This window comes from Bacillus sp. OV166, assembly GCF_900177675.1.
In the GTDB taxonomy this organism is placed as follows: Bacteria; Bacillota; Bacilli; order Bacillales; family Cytobacillaceae; genus Neobacillus.
In genome coordinates this window covers 6,366,390-6,382,292 of sequence record NZ_FXWM01000001.1, presented here as the reverse complement: position 1 = coordinate 6,382,292, position 15,903 = coordinate 6,366,390, and the positions used below count along the sequence as shown (strand labels likewise).

The following is a 15,903-nucleotide window of genomic DNA, read 5'->3' as shown; positions in this document are numbered from 1 at the left end:
ATCCTAATCCATTGGTCCAATAAGAAAAGCCGCCAAAAGGGCAGCTCCGATCTTTACCGCTTGCATCCGGTAGTTAAAAAAGGAATATTTGTCTAAACCGCCCTTTAGTGAAATCCACTTTTATTCCCCTATAAAATAAACGAAGTGCCAACTTCTCTTTAATAGAAATTGGCACTTCGTTTATTCGCTATACGTTATCGTGTCGCTTTTGGAGGTTGGCACACGTCACATTTACGTTGGTCATTATTTTTAAATTTCGTAAATGTTTTTTCAAAGTTGCTGCCACATGCACATTTAAATAGTAACTTTTGAGAAAAACCTTGATATTCCGTCGTTAGCAACTTACTTTCTGAATGGTTCTCAACAAATTCTTTAATTTTACCAATCGTCCATCGTTTATTCATTCTATTACACCTCCATATTTTATCGCTGCCGGAGGCTTTTCTTGGCATCCGTTCAATTCTAAGTAAAAGTAGTAATTATCCTAAGTTACTCATTATACCATGAGCTGGCACTCAATTAAACAGAGGGAAGATATCTTAATAAACTAAACTGCCGTTAGTGGAATTAGAAAAGGAGTTGCAGCCGCAACCCCATCTTCAACTATAATTTCTTGCACCTGGCAGTTAAAAAAGTCATTAAACTAATAATAAGAATAATATCCAGGATAACCATATCCATAATAAGGGGAACTGTAACCATATGGGGATAAATGGTGGCCGCCCATCATTCCACCCGTAAACCCTCCCCAGAAAGGGGCGCCGAAATGTGGTCCCCCATAGTAAAAATGGTGATAAAAAGCATGAGGATGCAAGAATATCCGTCTTTTATCATTTTCATTAAACAAGAGCATTCCAGATTGATTCATTTCCAACCCATTCCTTTTTTCAATGTAGTTGTTTAGCCATGTAACAATGTAAGTCTTCAAACTTCAACAAATATATAACAGTTATGGCAAGAACTCCTCGGTCGGTTCCAATTCTTTCTTTTTTTCCGCCAGAATAATTTGCGTACCTGCGTTTGCTTCTAATACAAGCCCTAAGGATTGTAACCAATCTCCCAAATTGGTGATTTCTTGAGCTTCCAACGTGAGCCTTTCCTCATCCGTTAATACTTGTTTCGTCGTACCAATACTTTCTAAAAATTGGCCCATGGTTTGAATCCATGCTCCCAGTAATATTTGTCTTTCATTGGCATCCGATCGGACTTCCTCATCAATCAACATAATTTTAGATAAATAAAATGCCTCCATGATCTGACCAATAAATTGAATCCAGACGGCAACGGAGACTTGTTTTTCAAGTTGTGAAATCAGTTCCGTCTTGTCAGAATTACTATTTTCCTTGGTTTCTTTTGTATTTTCTGTTTGAGCATTCACTGTATTTCACTCCATTCTATATATACGTATGCAAATATATAGGGGAATGCCTTTGAAAAATTTGCCATTGTGATGTAGTCAGTCTCCATTATTTTCGTATATTTCTGAAAAACTAACGAAAATTGGGACAGAAAATGATGGAAAATGTCGAACAATACAAAGGGGAGGTATATTGTCATGGGCCACATTTAGTGTTAACCTTGATCGTCTACCTTAATAAAAATACAGAATCGTCCATTTTTCTTAAATGAATGACCCTAAACAGGAAATAGGAGAACAAGTTATTATGACGAAAGAATTATTTGTAAATGGTGAATTAACACGAATCAGGAAAGAAACTCACGGTAAAAGCAAGCAACCCAAACCTGTCCCAGAGTTCACTTCAAGGATGGAAAAACGCGAATATGATCAACGCGTCCATTATTTTGATATTCGAAATGTATTAGATGTCAAAGGATTCCTACAAGATATTCGTGCCAATTGGAATACATATGTGTCACAGGTGAATCAATGGATACAAACCAGCCCAGTAAAAAAACTGGTCGTGACGGGCATTTTTACCGTCGTCCTTAGCTTTTTTGCAAGCACATCAAATGCAGCCTTTATTCAGGAATATACATATCAAGTAAAAAACGGTGAAAAAATCGAAGAGATTGCTGCCGCACATGGAGTAACAGCACAAGAAATCATAGAGGCAAATGGACGAACTTCCATTAACGGTAAAAAAATTCTTTTACCAAAAGTACATAACAAAACGGTTACCGCCACCACGCTAAATGTTCGGTCACACCCGACGACTGAAAGCAGTGTCATCGGAAAATATATACAAGGGGATGTAGTGAAGGTCTCCTTCATAGAAAACGGCTGGGCTGGCATTCTGATCAAAGGAAGAGTTTGTTTTGTGAGTGCCAATTATCTTACTACACCAGAAGAAACGACGAAACCAGTGATTACTCAAGCCAAACCCATGTATGTAACGGCCACTTCCTTAAGAGTGAGAGAAGCTGCCTCTACGAGCAGTGCTGTAATAGGTACGTTAATATTAAACGATCTTGTTTCTGTCAAATCATCTATAAATGGTTGGGCTCAGATTAGTTTCAAAGGCAAAGCAGCGTATGTGAGTGAAACCTATTTAACTACTAACCTGCCAGCAACAATAAAGCCAAGTCCATCAGTGTATGTGATTAAGCCCGGTGACAATTTTACAAAAATCAGTAAAGCACTAACGATCTCGGTCTCATCGATTCAAGAACTAAATCCAACCGTAGACTCAGCCAAGTTGAAAATTGGCCAAGAAATCAAAATCCCTGCCACAACAGCAACGGCTACGAATCAAATCAAAGTTACAGCAAATATAGCTGGGGTGGACCCTCAAGGAACGTTTCGGTTTATCACATCTAATGGGATCACGTATGCTGCCAAAGCATCAGGCAGCATGTTAAATGAATTATTTGAACATCAAGGGGAAAAAGTGACCCTAACACTTGAAGGAAAAAGGGGTCAACAAATGAATTTACTATCTTTACAATAAATCGTACCAAAAAAATTAGCCTCAGGTTTGAGGCTTTTTTTCTTGGGATATAGTGCAATATGGAGGAACAAATACTTTCTGGAGGATGAAGCGTGTTACGCGTTCTTCATAATAATGGTTTCAAACGAATTCGCCACTGCTTGACAGCAGTTCGCGATTTCTTCTAGACCTTCATAGATTTGCTTGTATTTAATAATTCGGATAGGGTCAAGCTCAGCGGTAAACAAATGTTTAATGGATGCACGCAGAATATGGTCGCAATTCGACTCAATTTCTTTAATTTTAATTGCGTGTTCTCTTATATGAAGCAATTTCTTAGTGGAAAGCAGTTCAATCGCTGCATCAATTTCCGCGGCACAATTTTTAATCTCATCAACAAATTGAAGCGTATAATAGTCCATTTCAATAATAGAGTACATTTCAAATAGGGCAGCTGTATGGTATAAACCGTCCAAAATATCATCCAAGCTGATGGAAAGAGCCAAAATATCTTCACGTTCAAATGGAGTGATAAAGGCATTATTTAGATCCCTAATCAGGTCATGAACCATGGCATCTCCGTTTGATTCAAATTCTTTCATCGTTTCGGAAAAAATTTTAAGATCACTAACATTTTTTAACTTGTAGTCAGCAAAGTAGTTCGCACTTTCTTTTAAATTTAAAGAAATGTTATTTAAATGATTAAAGAACTTGTCTTTCTTTTTTACTGCCATTCAATAACCTCCACATGGTCCAATTAGTGTATTTTCCTAAAAAATGGTTAAAAAACCTTTATCAAAGCGCTTTTAAAAGCAGTTACTATAATAAATGCAACCATTGGACAAAAGTAACGGCTTACGTCCTATATCTACTCGACAAAAAATGGCCGAATGGTTTTTTTCTTAGGTTTTAAGATTTTAAAGAAATGGGCTATTCGCTATATATGGCGGGTTTCGTAAGAGTGAATGTAGTTGTCCCGTAAAAGACCTAGTGAAAAAGCCCTTCCCATTCTTAACTTCTTAACATAGATTGTAAGGAATAAGTCTAAAGGAGGGCTATAATATGTTTGGTTATGGTGGCTATGGTGGCTGTGGCTACGGCGGTATCGGCTATGGCGGCGGCTTTGCTTTAATTGTTGTATTGTTTATCTTGTTAATCATCGTAGGAGCAGTAATCTGTTTCTAAGAAAAAACAATTATTCTTAACTAAAAAAAGCCCTATAAGGGCTTTTTTGGTTGAAACTATAACTCATGAAGGTGTATGGTCCATGAATTGGTTAGGGGGTTTTGGCTACACTCTAGCTTATCAAAAAGCAGCGTAAAACCCCTCGCTTTAGATATGGGGATATAAGCTGTATTATTGTTCGTTTTTTTAGGATAATGCAAGTAATTTTACTATACATTCTTTGAAATTCTTTGATATAATGGGAATATAAACAGAACATTTGTTCTTATTGAGGATGGGGTGAATGAAATGTATCGATCCTATAAAATACAAATTCAGCCGGAACATGAATTGTTCGACTACTGTGACTCACTCTGTTTTAAAGCGAAAAACTTGTACAATATCACCAACTACTATATTAGACAGGTTTACACAGCTTTAAACAAAGAAACAAGAAATGAAAATCAACTTCAAGTTCTAACAGATATTCAAGACCATTTACCTCAAATGAATAAAATTCGTCTAAAAAGTTTTGAGAGAGCCAAATCTAAGTCTAAAAAAGTCGATAAAAATGGCCATGTTTTGGAGCCAAAACCCAATCTATTTAAAATGCCCCATCCAAAGAAAGCATTCCTTCCCTATAACTTTGTAGAAGCACTGTTTAAAGTGATGAAACAAACCGATTACCTTTCTATGCCCTCCCAGTCCAATCAACAAACCATGAAAAAGGTATATGATGATTGGAAAAGTTTCTTCGAAGCCTCTAAGAAATATAAAACCATGCCTACTAGCTTTTCAGGAAAGCCAAAGATTCCTAAGTATAAACCGAAGAATGGACGTACGACTTCTTATTTAACCAATCAAATTACCAAAATTAAAAGTGGAAATGTGCTTTCATTACCAGGTACTCCTCTTACATTAAAACTGGGGAAAATCGCACATATAGATGGTAAACTACAACAAGTGCGGATTGTCCCGACTTATGGCCGGTATGTAATGGAAGTCGTTTTTAAAAGTGAACAGGAAAAAGAGATCAAACGATCAGAAAAACAATTAGATGAATGGATATTTGAGCCGAAACGAGTAATGGGTATTGATCTGGGCGTAGATAACCTGGCAACCATCATCGATAACACGGGGTTAAAGCCTCTGCTTATCAAGGGCAAATGGTTAAAATCGATCAATCAATATTATAACAAATTAAGAGCGAAAAACATGAGTATCCTTCGAAATGGAAAAGGACCAAAGGAAGGGAAGTTTAACAGCACAAGATTAACTTCATTAGACCGAAAAAGGAACAATCGAGTCATGGATTTTTTACATAAGGCCAGCGCAAAAGTGGTGGAGATTGCGAAAGAAAGAACCATAGATACGATCATCATTGGAAAAAATAAGGGTTGGAAGATGGAGGTTGATATGCAAAAGACTAGTAAACAAACCTTCATACAAATCCCATATACCACTTTCATAGGAATGATTCGATACAAAGCAGAGCGACATGGAATTCAAGTCATTGTTCGAGAAGAAAGCTATACCTCCAAGTCTAGTTTCTTGAATCATGACCCGATTCCAACTTACGGGGAAGAGCACCAAACTAATTTTAGCGGGTATAGAAGCAGTCGAGCTTTTTACAAAATCAAAGGTTCTAAGATTTTGATCCATGCCGATGTGAATGGAGCTTTTAATATTGTCCGTAAACATACCAATGATGTCTTCGAAGGACTGGAGAGAAAACAGTTCCTTCAATCCCCACGAAAAATAATCATCATAAAGAAAAGAAATGCAAAGCTGAAGACCTCGGTCTGATGTAGTAGCGGGACTTGTGGTGGCCCTCGTAAAGACAATGCGGCTTTATAGCCTATTCTTTCGAAACCCCTAGCTTTAGCTATGGGGATACTCATTACTACACCCAATCCAAATATTTATAAAGTCTTACCTCCAAAGAACGTTTGCTTATAAAGAAGACGTTTTTCGTATTTTTAGGCAAATCGCTGATTTTGTCTTCAGAAATGGATTCCCAATTAGATACTTTAGAGTACCAGTTGAGATTTTCCAAAGTAACTTGAAGCGAGCTGCCATTAACTAACTGGGTGCTTTGCTTCAACAAGGAGAAAAGACTTATTTTTTTAAAAGAAGTAGGATAATTAAAAAAAAAGAAGGAAACGGACGTTTATCAAAGAACTTATAGTTTATTAAAAATATTAAGGAGTGTGCTAATATGGAAAAAATACATTTTTTAGTTAGTGAATTTTTCTTTAGTATAACCTTATGTGTTGTGGCTCTGTTTTTTGCTTTAAGATCGGATGTATTTTCTATAACCGTTGTTTTTTTAGGGTTAATTGCTGGGTCACTGATTGATATGAATTTGCGTTCTATTTATAAAAATAAATCAGTAAAAATTAGTGGGTATCTTGAACATAAACAAAGAATAGTAGAAAAAGAAACAAGTATGTAATTTTCTTCTGCTAAGGTAGGGCTGCCTCGGCGGCTCTTTTTCTTTTTTGTACTAAAGAAGCAGGTTTATTCAACAAGTAGACCATCAACACCTCTTGTTGATGGTCTGTTCAAAAAACCTTTAAGCGCTTTGGGGAAATTGTTCTTTCTCTGCTTTTTTTAAAAATAATCTTTTTAAAAACGGTATGGACCATCGATCCAAACCAATTTTTCCCGCATTTAGTCCAGCAACTAGTATAAACATTCCTAGCAAAACCATTTGTGGATTTGTACTGGTTGTTCCAGAGAACATATAAGCAAAGTTCATAGTAAGCCCCATTAGCATAGAAAATGACGTGAAAATACCTAAAATTAATCCGAGACCTACTAAAAATTCACCCCAAGGAACGATTACATTAAAAAGATCAACTGATGGTAATGCTACCTCTTTTAAAAAATTTCCCCACCAAGGTTGAACAGCAGGGTGGTCACCGGACATATTTTTTACTGCTCCATACAAAAAGCCGCTTGCATCAAATTTTCCACTAGAGATTTTCCCCCAACCAGCATTTAACCACTGCCAACCAAGATAGAGTCGAAGTAAAGTAAGCAGCAGTGAGACAAAACGATTTTCCTTTAAAAATTTAATAAACATAATAAAGCCCCCTAAATAATTGATAATTATTATCATTGATAACGATTATCATTATCGTTTAAACTTGTATTTTAGTCAACGAGTGTAAAGTACTAAGTTTTTTGGGGTTAGATAGACCAATATCCCTATTTCCTTCTTCTTCCAACTGAGCAAGTTATTTAAGAACAAATGTATTCTAGAACCATTTAGATAATGGTCAATGATAACTTCTGTTAAGCATCTGGAATAATTGTAAAAGCAATTGTTCGAACCGGAGACTCTGTTTTCTTGCTCGTAGTATTGTAGTATTTAGTCAATAAATCGTTTAATTCGTTTTGAAATTGTATAAAGTGTTCCTCATCAATCTTTAATTCCACTACAGAAAAAGCAGCAAGGTCCTCTTGGCAGTTTTGTTCTCCTAATTTCTTAAGATAATCTTGATATTGAGTCATAAGTAATAATTGATAATAAGAAAAATAGGTTAATTTTTCCTCGTTAGAAGCCTTTTTCCATTCCTCTACGTCAATTCTTGCCTCTTCTTCATTTAAAGCATAATATTTTTCGGAAACAGATTTCACCTTTTTTTCATTAATAACGTGGATGACACCAGAATCCACCATGGTTTGTATATGCCTATATAGACTTGATTGAGGCACATCTTTAATGATTTTTACCATTTCTAAGGGTGTGAGTCCATTTTCTTTATTTCTCATTAATGCTTGGCAAATTTTCATTCTTACTGGATGCATGATAACGTCAATTTTGTTACTCACAATTTCACCTCGTTCAATGTTTAATTTTAATCTCATTATAAATAATGAGAATAGCTATTGCAACACACCTGCAACTAAGTTATCATTATTAAGAATGAGAATGAGATTGAAGGGAATGATGGAAATGAAGATGCAATATGATCTGGGTGACCTAAAGGATATTGATTTTATGGCCTTTCTACCAATAATAATGCCAGTTATTGTAGTAAGTACGATATTAATTTTAATTGCCTTAATGGATTTATACCGACATAGAAAAACAAGAAAAAATGTGCTCCCATGGGTGCTAATTATTCTATTTGCCAATACACTTGGACCAATTCTGTACTTCACCATAGGGAGAAAGGATAGTGAGAGCATATGAAATTAGAAATCAAAAATGTTACGAAAAAATTTAAAGGAAAAATTGCTGTCAATAATTTTTCGATGGAACTGAATTCAGGAGAATGTGTCGGATTAATCGGTCCGAATGGGGCAGGGAAGTCCACATTAATAAAAGTGATTTCAGATATTATCAATTCAGACTCTGGTGAAGTTTTGTTGAATGGGAAAAAAATATCGAAAATGAAAAGGGAAATTGGTTACCTACCACAGTACCCTAACTTTTTTCAATGGATGACAGCGAAAGAAACTCTTACGTTTATGGGTCAACTTTCTGGAATGCTAAAAGAAGAATTATCAAACTGGATACCTGAAATTTTAGCAAAAGTCGGACTAGAAGGTGAAGAAAACTCAAAAGTCGGTACATTTTCTGGTGGAATGAAACAGAGACTTGGTATTGCACAAGCACTATTACATAAGCCTTCACTTATTGTCATGGATGAGCCAGTATCTGCATTAGATCCAATTGGGCGAAGAGAAGTGTTAAACCTGATCGAAGAAATAAAAAAAGATACTACTATTTTATTATCAACCCATATATTAGGCGATGCAGAAGAAATATGTGAACGATTTGTAATCATTAAAAATGGAACAAAAATAGAAGATACAACAATCGCTGAACTGTTGAACCGAAATAACGAAAATAAATTAAATTTAGAAATCATATCGAAGGATCAAAAATGGATTGGCATGATAAAAAAATTACCTTATGTGAAGGAAGTCGAGGTCATAGGGAATAAAGTCCAAATAAAAGTTGAAAACATCCAAAAAAACAAAAATATGCTACTGATGAATGCTCTCTCTCACGACGTGGACATCGTAAAATTTGAAATCAATAATGATACTTTAGAAGAAATATTTTTAAAATTGGTGGTGTGAAATTGAATAATTTTACTGTATTAATAAAAAAAGAATTTGTTCAAATGGTACGTGATTTTAAAGTTATTTGGCTGCCGATTGTCTTTCTCTTTTTAGGGATAACTCAGCCAATAGTTACTTATTACTTGCCATCAATTTTGGAATCGTTAGGAGGAGGGACAGGCATTACAATTGATCCGAGTGTGGCAGCTCAAAAAGGAGGAGAAGTACTAGCCACCACGTTAGGGTCCCAATTTGATCAGCTTGGGATTATGATTATTGTTATCTCAATGATGGGGATTATTCAATCAGATAAATCAAATGGTATGTTGGCCTTTATCTTAACACGACCTGTTACTGTTTTTTCATATATCGGTGGAAAAATTGTATCAAATTATTTGATAATAGCTTTTAGTGTAACTATTGGATACCTTTCTTCTTATCTATACGTAAATTATCTTTTCGAAGATGTTCCATTTTTAGACATGATTGCTGCACTATTATTTTATCTTGTATGGGTTCTTTATATCGTATCTTTTACAACAATGATTAGTACTATTTTTCACAGTCAAGGTATTATCGCGCTAATTTCAATTGTTTACCTTTTGGGTTGTAGAATTATCGTCGGTTTGAATCCAGCAATTGATTATGTAAATCCAGCCAGTATGAGTAAACATGCAATGGAATCTCTAATCACAGGTTCGGTAAATTTTAACGAAATAGTCAATGTACTACTAACAATTGTTTGTATTTTGCTGATACTCTTGGTAACGAATTATTGGATTGCCAATAAAAAATTTAATCCTGAATAAAAACTTAGAGCTGATAAATAGCTCTATTTTTTTTAACGGTTGATTCCATTCTTATAATGAAATAGCTGTTCAATCTTTTTCTGAATAAATATTTCCCTTCCAAAATTATTGTGTGTTTTTTTTGCCGATTTATATACCTTAATTCTTATAATCAAAAATGTCCGACTTGTTGTGGGCATTATACAAGAAAGCACCGCGTAAACGGTGCTTCATTTATGTAGTCATTTACATACTGATTTACAAAATCTTTACGTTGGATTTATGTGGAATTAACATTGTCCAATTATGATTAATCTGTAACAAACAGTAATAAACATTAAAAATTCCACACTAAATGGAGGCACTTTTTATGAATTACACATTCAAGAAGAATTGTTACAAGTCTATTCAAGCTGTGATGTTAGGAGTGAGTGTACTAGGATTAGCTGCTTGTGGAGCTACTAAAGAGGAGGCTGCTCCAGTTGTTAAGGATCCAAGTTCGTTAACCATGAAAGAAATTGAAACAAAGGCAAAAGAAGAGGGAACAATTAATAGTGTCGGTATGCCTGATTCATGGGCTAACTGGGGAGAAACGTGGAATGAAGTGATGAAAAAATATACATTGGAACACAATGATACAGATTTATCCAGTGCCGAAGAGATTGCCAAAATGGAATCTGAAGGAGAGAATGCAACAGCTGATATCGGCGATGTAGGGATTTCCTTTGGGCCAATCGCGGAACAAAAAGAATTAACGATTCCATATAAAACTTCCTATTGGGACGAGGTACCTGACTGGGCAAAAGATGACAACGGGGATTGGGTTGTTGGCTACCAAGGAACAATTGCATTCTTTACTAATAAAGAATTAGTAGATAACCCGCCAAAATCTTGGGATGACATATTAAAAGGAGATTATAAAGTAACAGTTGGAGATGTTCAGCGTGGTACACAGAACCAAATGGCCGTTCTTGCAGCCGCCATCGCTTACGGCGGTGATGAAACAAATCTCCAACCAGGAATTGACTATTTTGCTAAGCTTGCCAAGCAAGGCCGCCTTAGCTTAACTGATGCCAAGCCGGCTAACATCGAAAAAGGTGAAGTGGAAGTTGCCCTTGTTTGGGATTTCAATGCCCTTGGTTACGCTAATCAAATTAAACGTGATCAATTTGAAGTAACCATTCCTAGAGAAGGTTCAGTCGTAAGCGGCTACGCAACTATTATTAACAAATTTGCAAAGCATCCGCATGCAGCGATGGCAACTAGAGAATATATCTTAAGTGATGAAGGACAAATTAACTTAGCTAAAGGGTTTGCCCGTCCAATTCGCGATGTAGAACTTCCGAAAGAAGTAGCTGAAAAAATGGTTCCAGAAGAACAGTACAAAAATGCAAAACCAATTGAAGATTACAAAGCATGGGAAGAAACGGCTAAAAATTTACCGCAGCTTTGGCAAGAAGAGGTGTTAGTCCATGTCAAATAAAGTAATAGCAATTGTTGTTGATGGTATGAGATATGATAAAGCATGTGAGGCTCTTGGATTTATTCAACATCTAGTTGAAACAAATCAGGCGGCACTATACAAAGTAAAGTCGGAACTCCCAAGTCTTTCCCGCCCATTATATGAAGTGTTACTAACGGGTACACCGGCTTCAGTGAACGGAATTACGTCCAATCAAGCCGTTCGCTTATCTACCGAGAAAAGTCTCTTTCATCTTACGAAAGAAAACGGCTTAAGGAACGGAACGGTATCGTATTACTGGGTAAGCGAACTTTATAATCGGGCGCCATTCCATTTTATTGAAGATCGTGAGCAGGAGGATGAGTCTAAGCCGATTCAATATGGAAAATTCTATTGGGACGATGACTATCCAGATAGTCATGTGTTAATGGACGCAGAAGCCTTGCGCAGAAAGTATGACCCGCACTTTTTATATATCCATCCGCTCGGTGTAGATGTAAAAGGGGAAATTTTCGGTTCAGAATCGAAAGAATATCGTGAACAAATCTTAAAAATGGGAAGCTTGTTGGCACAACTTTTGCCAATTTGGATCAAAGAAGGTTACCACATTTTAATTACATCTGATCATGGAATGAGTGAATATGGCAACCATGGCGGCACAACTGATGGTGAGCGTGATGTACCGCTCTTTATCATTAGTCCAAAAGTTGAGCCTGGCGTCTACAGTGAAGTGGTTCCGCAATTAGCTTTTGCACCACTAGTTTGTGAACTTTTAAATATTGAGCCGTCCAATAAAATGATTTCATATCAATTGCCAGGTCTGAAAGGAAAAATTTCCATTTAGAAAAGATACCCTCTTCAACATTAGAATGAAGGTTGACTGGAATTGGTTTAACGAACGTAATGTTAAACCAATTCCCAAATTGTTAGTGAACATAGAGGAGCGAGAAGTCTTGCGAAAAATAAAAAAACAAAAAATTTACTTATTAGCTCTTTTACTGCCATTTGTTATGCTTGTGATTGGATTTGAACTGGGGCCATTAGTGGCAATGATTAAAAATAGTTTTTATGCAGACGATGGAATTCAAGTTACGATTGATCAATATACAACCATATTTAAAAGTAAATTTTACTTACAAGCCATTCAAAATAGCCTTGTCATTTCCTTATTTGCTGCTATAACTTCTGTGATTATAGCTGTCATTGCAGCTTATTCGTTTACAAAGTTCTCACAAAAAATACAAAATCGTTTACTGATGATTGCCAATATGACGTCGAACTTTGAGGGGATTCCTCTTTCATTTTCATATATTATTTTACTTGGAAACAATGGGTTGTTTACATTGCTTTTTTCTAAGATTGGTTGGGATGTATTTGCAGATTTTAATTTATATTCATGGACAGGCCTCATTCTTGTTTATATTTATTTTCAAATTCCGCTTGCTGTTATGCTCATCTACCCGTCTTATCAAGGAATTAAGCAACAATGGAAAGAAGCCTCTTCATTATTAGGAGGGTCAACATTATCATTTTGGTTTCACATTGGGATTCCTGTTCTTTTACCTAGTATTGTAGGTACATTCAGTATTTTGTTTGCGAATGCGATGGGAGCTTACGCTACAGCCTATGCATTGGTCGGCAGCAACTATAATTTATTGTCATTGCAAATTGCCTCTCTAGTTTCTAGTGACGTTGCATTGAAGCCGCAGCTAGGCAGTGCGTTGGGAGTTCTTCTAGCAGCGACCATGATAGGGGCGATGTGGTTCAATGAACGAATGATGCGTCGCATTAGGAGGGATTTACGATGAAATCTTCATTGACTTTTCATAAAGTGATTGTGGGATTACTAGTTATGTATTTATTAATTCCACTTGTAGGAACATTATTATTCTCTATTGCCGGTAAATGGGATCATACCATTTTACCTGAGAGTTATACAATGAAATGGTATATTGAATTGTTTCAAGATGAACGGTTTTATGATGCTTTTCGAAGAACGCTGTTTTTAATTGTCATGTCTGTAGGTCTTAGTGTTGTTATTATGCTTCCGACTATTTTTATCATCACAGTATATTTCAGTAAATGGGAAGGATTGCTTCAAGCAGCAGCTATGCTTCCTTATGGAATTCCTCCCATTGTTGGAGCTGTTGGATTAATCAAGGTATATTCAGATGGACCGATTCAAATTGCCGGAACACCTTGGATTTTAATTGGTGCTTATTTCATAACCATTCTACCGTTTATGTATCAAGGTATTCGTAACAGTCTTCGTACGCTTAATGCTGTACAGCTTGTTGATGCAGCTGAATTACTAGGTGCTACAAAATTCCAGGCGTTTCGCACAGTGGTGTTTCCAAATATTATATCTGGTATTTTAGTGTCTACCCTATTATCAGTCGCTCTTTTATTTAGTGAGTTTGCTTTTGCCAATTTGCTTGTCGGGGGCCGATTTGAAACCATCCAAATTTATCTTGCCGACAAACTAAACAGCAGCGGTCACTTAACAAGTGCAATTGTTATTACTTATTATTCAATGATTTTACTGTTAACGGGGACTGTATTAAAACTTACGTTTAGAAACGAAAAAAATCCTGTCGTGTCAAATAAGAAGCGAATTCTTTCATTTTTTAAAAAACAATACTGTCATAAAAATACTGCTTTAGAAGGTGAAAAATAATGAGCTATGTAACCATCGACAAAGTGACTAAGGGGTATGAAAATCAAGTCGTTTTAAATGACATTTCTATAATATTAAAAAAAGGTGAATTTGCTACACTTCTTGGGCAAAGCGGTTGTGGAAAAAGTACATTATTACGTTCCATTGCGGGGCTTGAAGGCCTTGATGCAGGAACAATCTTAATTGACGGAAAAGATATTACTAATTTATCACCGCGTCAGCGTGAAGTCGGTATGGTATTTCAGTCTTATGCGCTTTTCCCAAATATGAGCGTTTTTGATAATATCGCGTACGGCCTTAAAATGAAGAAGGTAAAAAATGTTAAATCAAGAGTAAAAAAGATGATTGAGATGGTTGATTTAATAGGAAAAGAAGAGTCTTATCCTCATCAATTATCTGGTGGACAACAGCAAAGGGTTGCTCTTGCCCGTGCGCTTGTCATGGAGCCGAAAGTACTGCTTTTGGATGAGCCGTTAAGCGCATTGGATGCTAAAATTAGAAAAAGTTTGCAAAAAGAATTAAAGAGAATACAAAAAGAATTAGATATTACTACTATTTTTGTTACGCATGATCAGGAAGAAGCAATGACAATGTCTGATCGAATTTTTGTCATGAATAAAGGACAAGTTGTACAATCCGGTTCTCCATCAGAAATTTATACCTCTCCAGTCAATACATTTGTTGCAAAATTTATCGGAAATTACAATGTTTGTAATATGGAAGTTTTCCGTAAACTTGTTCGCAGCACAGAATTAAAAGGGAATGAAGTCGCCATTCGTCCTGAAGTTTTACAATTAGTTTCTGTTGGTGAGGATAGCTTGGATTTACAGGAGAACTGGGGCATTAAAGGGTTTATTAAAGATGTTTCCATGACAGGGAATGTTTTAAGATATGAAGTAGAAACAGAGGAGTCCCCTTTCCATGTAGACTATCTTCACCACCGAGGGAAAATGTTGGAGCAAGGAGCACGCGTTCATATTCTTGTACCGAAAAAAGAATGCATTATTTTTTAAATTATTAATGATCACGGGGGAAGAAATATGTCTATTTTGCCAGAAGAAAGAAGGAACGAAATTTTAAAAGAACTTAACAAAACGGGAAAAGTAAAAGTTATAGAATTAGTTGATCAATTTAATGTTTCAGTGGAATCAATTCGACGCGATTTGATGATATTAGAGGAAAAAGGACTTTTAAAGAGAGTTTACGGTGGAGCGATTAAAACAGTCTTTCAATTTGAGGAACCTCCATTCACACAGCGTACAACTGTGAATCAAGAAGCGAAAGTTAAGGTTGGGAAAAAAGCAGTAGAACTCATTTCTAACGGAGATGTGATTGTCATTGATGTAGGGACAACCATGCTTGAATTTGCGCAGTGTATTGAAAATAAAAAAGACATTACGATTTTAACCAATTCTCTTCCTGTGTCGTCTGTGTTGACCGAATCGCTTAATCAAAATAAGTTTACAGGACAAATTCTATTACTAGGTGGTCAAATTGATCCAAAGCAGCAATCTATATGCGGCGGTCTCACTGAACAAATGTTAAATCAATTTAATATTGATAAAGCGTTCATTTCAGCTGGTGGTGTTTCTATTCAAAGTGGGGTTAGTAATTATCATTTACATGAAACATTAGTTTCACGCAAGATGGTCGAGGTATCAAAGCAAGTTGTATTGCTAACAGATTACTCTAAAATAGGTGTCGATACATTTTGTAAAGTTTGTCCTCTAGAAAAAGTGGATGTGATTGTCTGCGAACAACCATTTCCAGAGGAATGGAGAAATCATTCAAAATTAGAGGAAATCAATTGGATTCAAGCATAGTCAATCCATAAAAGGACAT

General features: G+C 35.9%; 19 protein-coding genes. 13 read left to right on the top strand and 6 right to left on the bottom strand.

Annotated features, from left to right (window positions below):
• Positions 1-194 precede the first annotated feature (194 nt).
• The 3 genes from CCK98_RS31200 to CCK98_RS31190 form a co-directional block, all read right to left on the bottom strand.
• Positions 195-404 (bottom strand): hypothetical protein, encoded by a 210-nt coding sequence (locus tag CCK98_RS31200; protein WP_088090122.1) that lies wholly within the window; start codon positions 402-404, stop codon positions 195-197.
• Between the two features lie 239 nt (positions 405-643).
• Positions 644-868 carry a hypothetical protein gene (locus CCK98_RS31195; protein WP_142292214.1) on the bottom strand — a complete coding sequence of 75 codons (225 nt, stop codon included), beginning with the start codon at positions 866-868 and terminating at the stop codon, positions 644-646.
• A gap of 81 nt (positions 869-949) precedes the next feature.
• Positions 950-1,378, bottom strand: a complete 429-nt coding sequence (locus CCK98_RS31190) for a hypothetical protein (protein WP_088090120.1) — start codon at positions 1,376-1,378, stop codon at positions 950-952.
• A 286-nt stretch (positions 1,379-1,664) separates the two neighbouring features.
• On the opposite strand from CCK98_RS31190, the gene CCK98_RS31185 reads away from it, so the two are divergent.
• The gene (locus CCK98_RS31185) at positions 1,665-2,909 is read left to right on the top strand and encodes an SH3 domain-containing protein (protein ID WP_179195982.1); all 1,245 of its coding nucleotides are present in this window, start codon (positions 1,665-1,667) and stop codon (positions 2,907-2,909) included.
• Between the two features lie 95 nt (positions 2,910-3,004).
• Here CCK98_RS31185 and CCK98_RS31180 read toward each other — a convergent pair whose 3' ends face one another.
• Entirely contained in the window at positions 3,005-3,622 is a 618-nt protein-coding gene (locus CCK98_RS31180; RefSeq protein WP_088090118.1) for a DUF47 domain-containing protein, read from the bottom strand.
• Positions 3,623-3,950: 328 nt separating this feature from the next.
• Here CCK98_RS31180 and CCK98_RS31175 point away from each other — a divergent pair, with 328 nt between their 5' ends.
• The 3 genes from CCK98_RS31175 (at position 3,951) to CCK98_RS31165 (ending at position 6,507) form a co-directional block, all read left to right on the top strand.
• Positions 3,951-4,073 (top strand): YjcZ family sporulation protein, encoded by a 123-nt coding sequence (locus CCK98_RS31175; protein ID WP_088090117.1) that lies wholly within the window; start codon positions 3,951-3,953, stop codon positions 4,071-4,073.
• A 288-nt stretch (positions 4,074-4,361) separates the two neighbouring features.
• Positions 4,362-5,858 (top strand): RNA-guided endonuclease TnpB family protein, encoded by a 1,497-nt coding sequence (locus CCK98_RS31170; protein WP_088090116.1) that lies wholly within the window; start codon positions 4,362-4,364, stop codon positions 5,856-5,858.
• Positions 5,859-6,270: 412 nt separating this feature from the next.
• Positions 6,271-6,507: a hypothetical protein gene (locus CCK98_RS31165; protein WP_088090115.1), complete on the top strand. Its 237-nt coding sequence runs from the start codon at positions 6,271-6,273 to the stop codon at positions 6,505-6,507.
• A 120-nt stretch (positions 6,508-6,627) separates the two neighbouring features.
• On the opposite strand, the gene CCK98_RS31160 is transcribed toward CCK98_RS31165, so the two are convergent.
• Together CCK98_RS31160 and CCK98_RS31155 are read right to left on the bottom strand one after the other, a co-directional pair.
• Complete coding sequence (locus CCK98_RS31160; protein ID WP_088090114.1) at positions 6,628-7,140, bottom strand: DoxX family protein; 513 nt, start codon at positions 7,138-7,140, stop codon at positions 6,628-6,630.
• A 212-nt stretch (positions 7,141-7,352) separates the two neighbouring features.
• Positions 7,353-7,892: a transcriptional regulator gene (locus CCK98_RS31155; RefSeq protein WP_088090618.1), complete on the bottom strand. Its 540-nt coding sequence runs from the start codon at positions 7,890-7,892 to the stop codon at positions 7,353-7,355.
• 124 nt (positions 7,893-8,016) lie between these two features.
• Between CCK98_RS31155 and CCK98_RS31150 the strand changes: the two genes are divergently transcribed.
• The 9 genes from CCK98_RS31150 to CCK98_RS31110 all read left to right on the top strand — a co-directional run bounded on the left by CCK98_RS31150 (position 8,017) and on the right by CCK98_RS31110 (position 15,884).
• Positions 8,017-8,256 carry a PLD nuclease N-terminal domain-containing protein gene (locus CCK98_RS31150; protein WP_088090617.1) on the top strand — a complete coding sequence of 80 codons (240 nt, stop codon included), beginning with the start codon at positions 8,017-8,019 and terminating at the stop codon, positions 8,254-8,256.
• Positions 8,253-9,152, top strand: coding sequence for an ABC transporter ATP-binding protein (locus CCK98_RS31145; protein WP_088090113.1), 900 nt, complete (start codon positions 8,253-8,255; stop codon positions 9,150-9,152). The genes CCK98_RS31150 and CCK98_RS31145 overlap by 4 nt, the downstream gene beginning before the upstream one ends.
• Positions 9,153-9,154: 2 nt before the next feature.
• Positions 9,155-9,943, top strand: coding sequence for an ABC transporter permease (locus tag CCK98_RS31140; protein WP_088090112.1), 789 nt, complete (start codon positions 9,155-9,157; stop codon positions 9,941-9,943).
• 349 nt (positions 9,944-10,292) lie between these two features.
• Positions 10,293-11,405 (top strand): ABC transporter substrate-binding protein, encoded by a 1,113-nt coding sequence (locus tag CCK98_RS31135; RefSeq protein ID WP_088090111.1) that lies wholly within the window; start codon positions 10,293-10,295, stop codon positions 11,403-11,405.
• Positions 11,395-12,228 (top strand): alkaline phosphatase family protein, encoded by an 834-nt coding sequence (locus CCK98_RS31130; protein ID WP_088090110.1) that lies wholly within the window; start codon positions 11,395-11,397, stop codon positions 12,226-12,228. The genes CCK98_RS31135 and CCK98_RS31130 overlap by 11 nt, the downstream gene beginning before the upstream one ends.
• A gap of 25 nt (positions 12,229-12,253) precedes the next feature.
• Positions 12,254-13,192 carry an ABC transporter permease gene (locus CCK98_RS31125; RefSeq protein ID WP_373408517.1) on the top strand — a complete coding sequence of 313 codons (939 nt, stop codon included), beginning with the start codon at positions 12,254-12,256 and terminating at the stop codon, positions 13,190-13,192.
• A complete protein-coding gene (locus CCK98_RS31120; protein ID WP_088090108.1) occupies positions 13,189-14,061 on the top strand; it encodes an ABC transporter permease in 873 nt (290 codons plus the stop codon). The genes CCK98_RS31125 and CCK98_RS31120 overlap by 4 nt, the downstream gene beginning before the upstream one ends.
• Positions 14,061-15,074, top strand: coding sequence for an ABC transporter ATP-binding protein (locus tag CCK98_RS31115; RefSeq protein ID WP_088090107.1), 1,014 nt, complete (start codon positions 14,061-14,063; stop codon positions 15,072-15,074). Before CCK98_RS31120 ends, CCK98_RS31115 begins: the two co-directional genes overlap by 1 nt.
• 27 nt (positions 15,075-15,101) lie before the next feature.
• Entirely contained in the window at positions 15,102-15,884 is a 783-nt protein-coding gene (locus CCK98_RS31110) for a DeoR/GlpR family DNA-binding transcription regulator (protein ID WP_088090106.1), read from the top strand.
• Positions 15,885-15,903: the final 19 nt, after the last annotated feature.